Here is a 10,255-nt window from a genome sequence, read left to right as displayed (position 1 = left end):
GCCCTGATGAAAAACCAGAGCGAATACCAACCGAATCGACCGTTGCAGGGTTGTCCTGCAACATAGAATCTCCCACACTGGACCGCGTAGGGCACAGATTTTGTGTCCACCGAAGATCAAATGTGGGAGCGGGCTTGCTCGCGAAGAGGCCCGCACAGGCAACAAAAAAAAAAAGCCCACCCGATCTGCTGAGAATCGGGCGGGCTTTCTACACCTGGGGTTCAGTCAGGTTTTTTGTTACTGGTACTGCTGACCTTGCTGCTGGGCAGGTTGGCCATACTGCTGGCCCGGAATCGCCTTGAGGTTAACCTCTACACGACGGTTCTGCGCCCGACCATTGACATCGCCATTGCTGGCAATCGGGTTATCCGGACCGGCACCACGTGCCGACAGGTTGGCACCGCTGACACCTTGCGACGTCAGGTAAGTTGCCACGCTTTGAGCACGACGCTGGGACAGGTCCATGTTGTGCTGGCGGCTGCCGGTGCTGTCAGTGTAGCCGACGATTTCAATCTGGTTCTGACTGAACTCTTTAAGCGAACCGGCCAGGTTGTTCAGCGGCTGGTAGAAGCTTGGAGCGATGTTTGCCGAGTCGGTACCGAACGTAATGTTGCCCGGCATGATCAGCTTGATCTGATCGCCTTGACGCTGCACTTCAACCCCGGTGTTGGCCATGCTGGCGCGCAGTTTCTTTTCCTGCTGGTCAGCGTAGTAACCGTAACCGGCGGCGGAAGCACCGACAACAGCGGCGCCAATCAGCGCGCCCTTGCCACGGTTGTTGTGGTCGATGGCTGCACCGGCCAAAGCACCGGCCAGCGCACCCAGGCCGCCGTACTTGGCGGTTTTGCTCATGCCCGTGGAGCCCGTGGAGCCGCTGTCAGCCTGCCCCTGATTGTCATACGGGTTCTGGTTGGCACAGCCAGCCAGCATGGCCACGGCAGTAGCGACAATAATCAAACGACTCGAGGTGAACATGGAGAGCTCCTACTTTTACATTCTGTGGTGCAACGGACGTTGGCAATAGACCCCTGCGGGCGTTGGAACACGACCTAAGGCAAAAATTCCATCAGGCCATTACGCAGCCCGGAAAATCAGGCCCGCACAAAAGGATTTTCACGCATTTCATCGCCCAGACGAGTATCGGGACCGTGTCCGGTGATGACTGTCGCCTCTTCATCAAGGGTGTACAAACGCTGCTTGATCGAACGCACGATGGTCGTCTGATCACCGCCCCACAAGTCCGTACGCCCTACCCCGCGACGAAACAGCGTGTCGCCGGCAATCAGCAGCTTAGCCTCAGAAAACCAAAAGCTCATGGAACCCGGTGTATGACCCGGCGTGTGCAATGCCACGCCACAACCGCAGGCAAGCTCTTCATCATCGGCCAACCAACGATCCGGCGATGGCACCGGCGTGTATGGCACCCTGAACATCTGGCACTGCATCTCCAGATTGTCCCAAAGGAACTGATCCTCTTTATGCAGGTGCAACGTCGCGCCGGTTTTCTCTTTCAACTGGCCCGACGCAAGGAAGTGATCCAGATGCGCGTGTGTATGAATGATGCTCACCACCTTCAACCCCAACGCCTCGAGCCGCGCCAGAATCAACTCATGATTGCCACCCGGATCGACAACGATGGCCTTCTTGGTGATCGGATCACCGATGATCGTGCAGTTGCACTGCAACGGCCCAACGGGAAAGGTCTCGCGGATCAGAGCGGGTTTGACAGCGTCCATGGGCGTTCCTGAAAGGTTAATGGCACATTTTTGGCACAGTGCGAAAAGCGATGGCGAGGTTTAGAAAGAAAGGCCCCCACCAATGGCACGCCCAAATCAGACGTAAAGGTTGACCCCAACAGACACACACATTCAATACCCAGCTCGAAGCAAAACCCCGGGCGACCATGATAGAGCGGGAAATGGATGCCGGCGCGTTCGTCAGCCGCAGCGAAGCTGAAGCGACCCCGCTTGTGCATAGACTTCCTCTATCAGTCTGCGCGCAATCCCCTTAAGGTCTGAGTTTTAAGAGGGGATAGCTCGGACGCTTGCCGAGCATTCCGAGTCAAGCAGTATTAATGTCAGCGTTTCACTCCAAAGCAGTGCGAGAGTTCAGGAAAGCAGCCATTGCGGACATCCGATGCGTACTGGCCCACTGCATCGCGGATAACCGCATGGGCATCGACATAACGTTTCGCGAAACGCGGTACGAACTCACCACCAAGACCCAGGATATCTTCGATCACCAGCACCTGGCCATCGCACGCGGGCGAGGCCCCGATTCCGATCGTCGGCACGCGCAGTACCTCGGTCAACTCTCGGGCCAGCGGCTCTGCTACCCCCTCCAGCACAATGCAAAAGGCCCCTGCTGATTCCATCGCCATGGCTGCCTCACAGATAGAGTCTGCCGATTGCTCATCCATACCTTGGGCTTTGAACCCACCCATGGTGTTGACGAACTGGGGCATCAACCCGATATGCGCCATCACTGGAATGCCCCGCTCCACCAGAAACTGCACGGTGGGCGCCATGGCCGCATTACCTTCCACTTTTACCGCTGCGACATTCGCTTCCTTCATCAACCGCGCTGCACTGCGGAAAGCCTGAGCCGGCGACTCCTGATAGGAGGCGAACGGCAGATCAGCCACCACACACGCGCGACGTGTAGCACGCACTACCGCGCGACTGTGTTGGATCGTCTGATCCAAAGTGAAATCCAGTGTGTTGGGCTGCCCGTAGGCAACCATCGCGGTCGAATCCCCCATCAGGATAACGTCGACAAATTCGTCAACGATTTCAGCGAGCGATCGATTGTGCGCGGTCAACGACACGATCTTGCGGTTGCCCTTGCAAGCCCTGATGTCGGGTACGGTTAGACGGCGGGTTTCACTGATTGCGGTACTCATGAAGTTAGCTCCTCGCGAAAATAGCGTTGAAGGAAGGACCTCTTAAATCGACGCGGACGCCAATTCGGCTCTGGGCGATACGCCCGTCATCTGGTCAAAGAATTCGACTATCAGATCAAGTGTGTGGGCGGTCTGATCAAGATGCGGCGAGTGTCCGCAATCGATCAGGTAATGCGGGGTGACCACTGCGGGTACCTTGCGTTGAATCGCGCTCAGCTGCGCCAGCGTTCCGTACTCGTCTCGATCTCCCTGCAACAACAAGACAGGGCAATGGATATCGGCCAGGCACGGCTCAATATTCCAGTCAAGAAAATGATCGGACCTCCAGACACTGCTCCACCCCTCGAAGACTGCTTTGGGGTCGGGGTGAAACAGAGCGAGTTGTCGTTCCAGGTTCCCGGCCAGGAACGAATTTCGCGCGGCGTCGATGCCACTCAAGGTGATGGATTCGACGAAAACATGTGGAGCAAACAGCACCAGCCCCGCAACAGGGAATTTGCTCGCATGGAGCAGCGCGATAGACGCGCCATCGCTATGCCCCACCAGCACTGGATTGCGAAGCTGCAGTTTTTCCAGCAGTTCAGGCAATACCTGCTGCGCCTCCACGTGCATATAGTCAGAACGACGTGGCAAATCCGCTCGAGACGAGTGACCGTAACCATAGCGGCTATAAGTGAGCACTCGGCGTCCGGTCATTGCTGCCAGTCGATAAGGGAAACGTCGCCACATCGCAATGCAACCGAGTCCCTCATGCAGCAGTACAAGCGGAGGAAGATCTGACTCACCGTCGATCAGCAAATAATCAATTTCTCCGCCATTCAGCGAGATCGTCGCCATCATTCACCCCCTACTGCGATAGGCAAACCGGGTGCGGGGCCAAGCCCCAAAACCGCACGGCTGCTGAAAATCACCAATATCGTCACCAGTGCGCCGAACAGGCCAATGGTTGAAGACATATCCCATACGGACAAAAGCAAACCCACCCCGACCACGGGCACAATCAACCCCAAATAGGCCGCGACGAAAAAGCCTGAACTGACCTCCGCAATACGATCGGCAGGAGACAACATCGTCACCAGTCCCAGACCTGCGCGCAGCACCATGCCCGCCCCCATCCCTCCCAAGACCGCTCCCCCCAGGAACAAGGACAAGGATGCAAAATGAAAGGCCAGCCAGACACAGGCCAAAGCCAAGGGCAGCAGCCAGACACCAACGGGAACGACTCGACGGGGCGACAATCGCAACACCAGCAACTGGCCGATTGCAGCACTGCAGAAAGTCAAAAAGACAATGCCTCCGCTCAACAGAAGGCCACTGTGATGCAATCCAATTGCGAGGAAACGACCAGCCAGTGCGGCGAACAAGCCAAGAAAGCTAAAGCCGCACAACACCGACATTGCCACGGCCATAAAGGCTTGCCGCATCTCACTCGGTATCCTCAATCGCTGCAATCGCAACGGTGGGCGAGTACCTCCGTGGATCACTGTTTCGGGTAGCCATGGCAACAGCAAACCCGGCAACAGCATGAACAGCAGCGCGATATAACTGGCATGGAGCGGCTGCGCGGCAGTCTCTGCCACCCAGCCAGACAGTAACGCCCCAAGCCCCAGACCGCTCATGTTGCTCAAGCTGGAGATCAGTGCGGCGAGTGACCGATTACTCAGCAACTCGCTCAGATAGGCAGTCGTGGCCCCCACCATCAACCCTACTGCCATCCCGGACAATATTCGCCCGACGAACAAACCGGCTAACGTGGGCCAGAGCAAAAAACTCAACAGACTGGCAAATGTCAGCCCGAGCCCGAGCCCCAGCACTGCGCGTCTGCCCAACAAATCAGACAATCGACCAAACACCATCAATTTGAACAGGATGGCGAGTGCGTAGGACGCGAATACCAACGTCACCACAAATGGAGACAAGCCTAATTGCGTGGCATAGAGCGGATACAACGGTGTCGGCAAGGTCCCCACCATCATCACCACCAACAACAGATAAGTGCTGAGCCAGGCGGCGCGTCTGAATTGGGTTGGGACTCGCATGAGTCACTACCAGTTAATCTGTCGTGCATCGAACAGATTAACCCCCAGTTGGGCCTTGCCTAAGTACTCCAGACAGTCCATTGGCTTGGCCGGCATAACACTGCAAAAGAACGATTCGCGCAGGAATCGTTCCAGCGGTCGGCTACGATTCAATGTGCTCGCACCACAAATCTTGACCGCCGCCATTGCCATTTTCGGCGCAAGCTCACCGATGAAGTACTTGGCAGCATGCACAGCGGCATTCGCCTCTATCGTTCCGCGCCGTTGCACGATGAGTGTGCCGGCCTCATTCAGCAACGCTCGACCCGCTTGCAACTCAGCCGATAGCCGGCCTACTTCCTGATGGATCGCGCTGGATTCGAGTTGGGAAGGCGTGGAACGCACGGCCTCGGTGATGTGTTGCAGCAACGCGGTAGCAATCCCAAGATAAACACCGGTATAACCGGAAATCATCCAATGAGGCTCACGTACCAGCTTGAATAAAGACATCCCTTCGACTGCCAGAAACAAACGCTGGCGGGTCAAAAGTACATTTTCAAAAGTCATGCTGGCGGTCTGGGTACCATTCATGGCAAACCCGTCCCAAACTTGGCCGTAACGCACACCTTCGTCATTGCGACCGACCACGAAGTGGCTGATTTCGCTGTCGCTGTCGTTACCCTCAGGTTTTGCCGTTACTACGATATAGTCTGCAGCGCCTGCCAACGACACGAAAGACTTGTTGCCATTGAGCAGGAAGCCGCCTTCATGCGGGCGGTAATGTGTCTGGATACCTCGCAACCGCGCACCACTACCCAGCTCTGACGTCGCAGATGCAAACATTTTGTTGTGCGATATCACCTCATCAAATACCCAGGAGCGGAAGGCATCCGCAGCCGCTGACAGCGATTTCCCCGCCGACTCACATAACGAGCCAAGCGCCACATTGTGCATATTGAATCCCAGCGCAGTTGCCGCGTCATACTGAGCAAGTCGCGCCAGAACCTGGCTATATTCCAGATAATTCAGACCCGCCCCCCCAGCCTCGCGAGGGATCAGCAAGCCCAACAGACCAGACTCCTTGATCAGTTGATAGCTCTCGCTACTATCCGATTGTTGGTTATCTACCAACGGAGCCAAGTCGACCAGCCGTGTACCGATGCGATCCACCAACGTGAGAATTTCATCGATTTGATGTGGCAAAGCCATATGCGTTGACCTTATGTGTATGATTCAAAAACTCTAGCGAGCGCTCAGTTCTCGACTGGCAAACCAGCCTGGCGCGCCACGCTGATACGTAGCAGATCGTTCGCCCCCGCATAGGTCATTGACGCCAATGGGCTGATGAGATCGATCGCCCGACCGGAATCGGCGATGTAAGAACGCACACCACCTAACTGGGCTGCCAACTGCGACAGCCGCGTAAAGTCTTCAGAAACCGAAATCTTTACCATCGCGGCCTCACCGCTCAATTGACGAATCGTCACCCCGGCATCGATGCGCCGCGCAATGCCGTAGAGCAGTTTTCGCGAACGGTAAAGGTACATGCTCATGTCGGCCACATGCCCCGCCACCAGGTGACTGGAGCTCATGGATCTACCGAAGTGAGTTCGCTCCCGGCTCCACTCCACCGTCTGATCCAGCATCCTGCGCATGGGGCCTAGCGCATACCCCATCAGCAGCGCTCGTTCCCAGGTCGTGGTCGCGGTCATTACAGAGAAACCCGCACCCTCGCCTCCCAACAGGCTGTGCTCTTCCAACCGCACACCGTCAAAGGTCAACACCCCCATCGGTACGCCGGGCAACGCGGTCTTGTCCAGCGGCTCACTGCGCACTACGCCCGCATCCGACAGGTCAACCAGTGCGACTGATAAATCGAATGGTGATCGGCCCTTGCCGGTACGAACGAACACCAAAGCGTGATCGGCTACCGGGGCGGCGGTAATGAAGCGCTTCTCGCCCGTCAACCGATAACTACCGTCCGCCTGACGTTCAGCCACGGTTTCCATCGACTTCGGATCACTACCGCCCTGCACTTCAGTCAGCGCGTGACACAACAGCGTCTCTCCGGTTTCCAGGCCTGCCAGCTGTTTGCGCTGTTCGGCATTCAGCCAAGGCTGCATAGGCAATTGCATACCGAACAACTGTGAAGCCAGCGCATAGCAAAGGGCAGGGCTCAGACCGCTCATGCCCAATCCTTCCACCATCGCGAGCTTGTTTGTCACGGTGCTATTGGAGGTGCGCAGCAGCCCTGTAGCCGCTGCCAGCAACCATTGCTCGCGGAACGTTTTTCCTTCCAGCTCAGGCAACAAAGCCTGCCCCTGGAGGCAACTCTCCTGCACCGCTTGTTCAACTAACTTGTCTTCGTCTGCGAACAGCATCACTCGCCCTCTCTGTTATCGGCACAGACTCAAGCGAGCTCGACCAGGCTGGCCTCAATAACGGCCCATAGTGCGGCCGGCGTGCGAAATGAAGCCGCGACAACTTTGTTTTCGGGGAACGCTATTTCGAACTTTTTCTCAACGTCGGCGACGATGGATATGATCGTGAGAGAGTCCAGCCAGCCCTCCTCCAATAGCGCCGTATCCGGTACCACATTAAGGTCCGCACCTTGATATTGAGTCAGCAGATTCGAATGAATCAGCGCGCACAGCGTTTCAATGTTCTTCATGACTTGTCTCTTCCATGTTTACACTCAACATGCTTAAAGCACGTCGATCTATTTTGCCGTTGGCAGTCGCCGGTAACTTTCGCGCCATACGAACTCCATCCGGTTGCATCCTCTTCGGCAATGTTGCGCTCAAGCCGCGAACAATCTCATCACGACCTGTACTTGCACTCACCACGTGTACCCAGATCTCACAGTCCGGCGCTGTGCCATGGCGAACTACAACGGCGGCAGTTTCAACACCTGGCAAGGCCAATACCGCACTTTCTATGTCCAGAAGATCAATGCGGTGGCCGCGACGCTTCACCTGATGGTCTCGTCGACCTTGCAGATGAAAGCGACCATCCGCCGCCTGATACCCGATATCCCCCGTGCCATAGGCCAACCTTTCCACTCCATCGCGGAAGTACACTGCACGGCGGGCATCGCGACAGATGCCATCAACCAGATAACCAGCGAATACCGTCGGCCCTGCAACGAAAATCTCACCCTCCGACGCTGCGCGACCGTCGTCACCGATGATGTCGACGTCCACTCCATCAATCGCCCAACCGATCGACGGCAAAACCGTCTCTATACTCGGCAGGCTCACCTGTTCTGCGGTGCACACATTGGTTTCCGTAGGCCCATACAGGTTGTAGAACGGCAAGTCGGGGAATGCAGTCAGATAGCGCTTAAGCAGTTGTGGCGGGAACGGTTCACCCGCGTACAACGCGGCGCGTAGTGCGGACGGCCTCGCTTGCTCAATCGCGCCCTGCTGTAGCAGCATCTGGTACAAGGTCGGTACTGCGTAGAACACTGAGATACACTGCTCACCCAGCCAGCGCGTCACATCGCGAGGAAAAGTCTTGAGGTAGTCTGGCAACAGGCAAAGACAGGCGCCGGCCAGTGCGGTCGAGAACAGATCGAAGGTCGTCAGATCGAAGGTGAGTGCCGCTTGTGATCCAACACGGTCTTCACAGTCCAGAGCAATTGCGCGTGCCGCCCAGGCAGCAAAATGCAGGACGTTGGCATGCGATAGGCATACACCCTTGGGCGCGCCGGTACTGCCTGATGTAAACAAAACATAGCCACCCTCGCACCCGGCATGTCGACGTGGTTGTCCTCGCAAGGGGAACAGCCATAGATCGCCCACTGCGCGAGCGTCGCCAGACTGACCATGAATGGAAACCACCCTGGAGGCTGCTGCCTGGCTTGCAGGGGCAGCCAATAAAAAATCCAGGTCGGCGTTGGCCAACATCCGTGCGCCCCGTTCCGCGGGGTCCTTGACATCCATCGGAGCGACTAATGCCCCCAGCCTTAATGCGGCATAAATAGCCACAACAGCGGCTGCGCTCTTCGCAACATAGATGCCTACTCGATCACCGGCCTGCACGCCTTCCGCACGCATCAACTCGCATAACTTATTAACCGTTTCGTTCAGTTGTTGATAGCTGAATGACGCATCTTCCGCTTGTAGCGCGGGCCTCTGTGGATAGCGCTGTGCAGATTCAACCAGCGTCTGATCAAGCCGAATACAATCACTGAACAAGGTTGGCCTCTACTACTGATTTGATGTTCCCCGTCTTGGCATCCGGACGTTTTTTGGCGGGGCGATAGTAGAAGCATTTCTCCAACCGGAGTGAGTGAACAATTTTTATAAACTCTATGCGGAAATGGAATACAAGATGGACCTGAAGAACTTGCGCTATTTCGTGGAAGTGACTGAGCATGGAAGCTTCTCGAGGGCATCCCACACTATTCACGTCACCCAATCGGCACTTAGCAAAGCCGTTCAATTACTCGAAGAAGAACTGGGTACGACGCTATTGGTTCGCAGCCGTCCAGGCGTGCCGTCACGCTTGACCCCGTCGGGTGAAGTGGTATTCCGCCATGCCAAAGGATTACTGAACCGCAGCAAGCAAATGCTGACCGACGTAAACCTGCTCAATAGCCTCGTCACCGGCGTCCTTCGGCTGGGGTTACCCCCTTTAGGCAGTACCGATCATATAGCGGTCGTGTTGACCGAGTTTCGGCGACGCTTTCCCCAAGTGGAACTCCAATTGTGTGAACAAGGAGGCCAAGCCCTGGAAGAGGCCGTTCGCAAGGGCGAGATAGAGCTGGCTATCAGTCTGCGACCAGAGGGCGACGACCTGGCTTGGCTGCCGATTTGTGAGGAGCCACTCGTTGTCGTCCTGCCGCCTCGCCACCCACTCGCCAGCCGCCATCGACTGACTCTGCCAGATTTGGCGCATCACCCATGGGTACAGCTGCAGGGCGCCTCTATCCTCAATCACCGTATCAAGCTCTGTTGCCCTGCTCTGGACGTCAGTCGCCTACAGGCAGCCAAGAGCGACAACCTGGCCTTTTGCCTGTCATTAGTGGCCGCGAATGCAGGCCTGATGGTATTACCCAGGCTATTGGCTCAACACCATATCCCACCCGGTGTGGAAATCGTCCCGCTCGAATGCGCCGAACTGCAGTGGCAACTCGTCGTAATCTGGCGCAAAAACGCACAGCTGTCGGTAGCGGCACAGCAATGGCTTGAACTGTTGGCAACCGACGCTGGCCAATAACCTGGCATATCCTCGACGTCGTTCCCTGCGCCAAAAAACAAAGGTCTGAACAGAAATGCCCCACCGCTTTTGCTGAACAGGTGTTGGCCGATGCACGGCGGGGTGTATATAG

10 protein-coding genes are annotated in these 10,255 nt (G+C 56.5%); 1 reads left to right on the top strand and 9 read right to left on the bottom strand.

Features of this window, described 5'->3' with window-relative positions:
- Nucleotides 1-237 precede the first annotated feature (237 nt).
- The 9 genes from AC3WK5_RS27900 to AC3WK5_RS27860 form a co-directional block, all read right to left on the bottom strand.
- A complete protein-coding gene (locus AC3WK5_RS27900) occupies nt 238-975 on the bottom strand; it encodes a YiaD family glycine zipper/OmpA-like lipoprotein (protein WP_103320519.1) in 738 nt (245 codons plus the stop codon).
- A 116-nt stretch (nt 976-1,091) separates the two neighbouring features.
- Nucleotides 1,092-1,736, bottom strand: a complete 645-nt coding sequence (locus AC3WK5_RS27895) for an MBL fold metallo-hydrolase (RefSeq protein ID WP_103320521.1) — start codon at nt 1,734-1,736, stop codon at nt 1,092-1,094.
- 341 nt (nt 1,737-2,077) lie between these two features.
- Nucleotides 2,078-2,902 (bottom strand): 3-methyl-2-oxobutanoate hydroxymethyltransferase, encoded by an 825-nt coding sequence (gene panB, locus AC3WK5_RS27890; RefSeq protein WP_054595686.1) that lies wholly within the window; start codon nt 2,900-2,902, stop codon nt 2,078-2,080.
- A 42-nt stretch (nt 2,903-2,944) separates the two neighbouring features.
- On the bottom strand, nt 2,945-3,742 hold the full coding sequence (locus AC3WK5_RS27885; protein ID WP_103320522.1) for an alpha/beta fold hydrolase: 798 nt from the start codon (nt 3,740-3,742) through the stop codon (nt 2,945-2,947).
- On the bottom strand, nt 3,739-4,941 hold the full coding sequence (locus AC3WK5_RS27880) for an MFS transporter (protein ID WP_103322146.1): 1,203 nt from the start codon (nt 4,939-4,941) through the stop codon (nt 3,739-3,741). Before AC3WK5_RS27880 ends, AC3WK5_RS27885 begins: the two co-directional genes overlap by 4 nt.
- 6 nt (nt 4,942-4,947) lie before the next feature.
- Complete coding sequence (locus AC3WK5_RS27875; protein WP_081013737.1) at nt 4,948-6,129, bottom strand: acyl-CoA dehydrogenase family protein; 1,182 nt, start codon at nt 6,127-6,129, stop codon at nt 4,948-4,950.
- 44 nt (nt 6,130-6,173) lie between these two features.
- A complete protein-coding gene (locus tag AC3WK5_RS27870) occupies nt 6,174-7,301 on the bottom strand; it encodes an acyl-CoA dehydrogenase family protein (protein ID WP_103320430.1) in 1,128 nt (375 codons plus the stop codon).
- A 29-nt stretch (nt 7,302-7,330) separates the two neighbouring features.
- A complete protein-coding gene (locus AC3WK5_RS27865; RefSeq protein ID WP_054595683.1) occupies nt 7,331-7,591 on the bottom strand; it encodes an acyl carrier protein in 261 nt (86 codons plus the stop codon).
- Complete coding sequence (locus tag AC3WK5_RS27860) at nt 7,578-9,119, bottom strand: AMP-binding protein (protein WP_103320429.1); 1,542 nt, start codon at nt 9,117-9,119, stop codon at nt 7,578-7,580. Before AC3WK5_RS27860 ends, AC3WK5_RS27865 begins: the two co-directional genes overlap by 14 nt.
- Nucleotides 9,120-9,213: 94 nt before the next feature.
- On the opposite strand from AC3WK5_RS27860, the gene AC3WK5_RS27855 reads away from it, so the two are divergent.
- Complete coding sequence (locus AC3WK5_RS27855; protein WP_146016070.1) at nt 9,214-10,143, top strand: LysR family transcriptional regulator; 930 nt, start codon at nt 9,214-9,216, stop codon at nt 10,141-10,143.
- The last annotated feature ends 112 nt before the right edge of the window (nt 10,144-10,255 follow it).

It is taken from the genome of Pseudomonas sp. FW306-02-D09B, from assembly GCF_058782685.1.
Note: the sequence above shows the minus strand (reverse complement) of the source record. Positions and strands in the feature narration are given on the sequence as shown.